The organism is Bradyrhizobium sp. NBAIM08 (assembly GCF_020193935.1).
GTDB classification, from domain to species: domain Bacteria; phylum Pseudomonadota; class Alphaproteobacteria; order Rhizobiales; family Xanthobacteraceae; genus Bradyrhizobium; species Bradyrhizobium yuanmingense.
Genome location: NZ_JADYVR010000279.1, coordinates 1 through 456, shown reverse-complemented (window position 1 = coordinate 456; position 456 = coordinate 1). Strand labels below are relative to the sequence as shown.

Genomic DNA, 456 nt, shown 5'->3' with positions numbered 1-456 from the left:
TCATCCTCCAGGACAGTGCCTGGCGCTCAGCCGAGACCTGCTGCAACGCGATGATGCTGCGGCGCACGGCGAGCACGACGGTGCCGCCCGCTCCGAGGAGCGCGCCGACCAGGCCGACGTTGAGCCACAGGATCTGGCGATCGACGGCATCATACACGGCCCGGGCACGGGCGGTCGCTTCGTCGTCGGCGCCAGTGTTGGCAATCAACAACTGCGACACCTGATGCGTCAGTTCGGCCTGACGTGACGCGGCGGCCGTCATGAAGATCGTGCGGGCTTGTTCGTCGCGGCCGGCCCGCGCGGCTGCGAAGCCGCTGTCGACGGCGGCCCAGAGCCGGCGCGAGGCCTCGTCGAGCTGACGTGTCTGCGAGGCCGGACGCGCGACCGGTGCGAGGGCCCGCTCCCGCGTCAGCGCCTGATCCAGGTCGACGCGAAGACGCTCGAAGGCCTGCTGCC

At 70.8% G+C, this 456-nt stretch carries 1 protein-coding gene; it reads right to left on the bottom strand.

Translation table 11 applies throughout. The annotated features are described in order from the left end of the window. Positions 1-456: hypothetical protein (locus tag I6F37_RS46375; RefSeq protein ID WP_225154301.1), on the bottom strand; the 456-nt coding region annotated here is incomplete at both ends.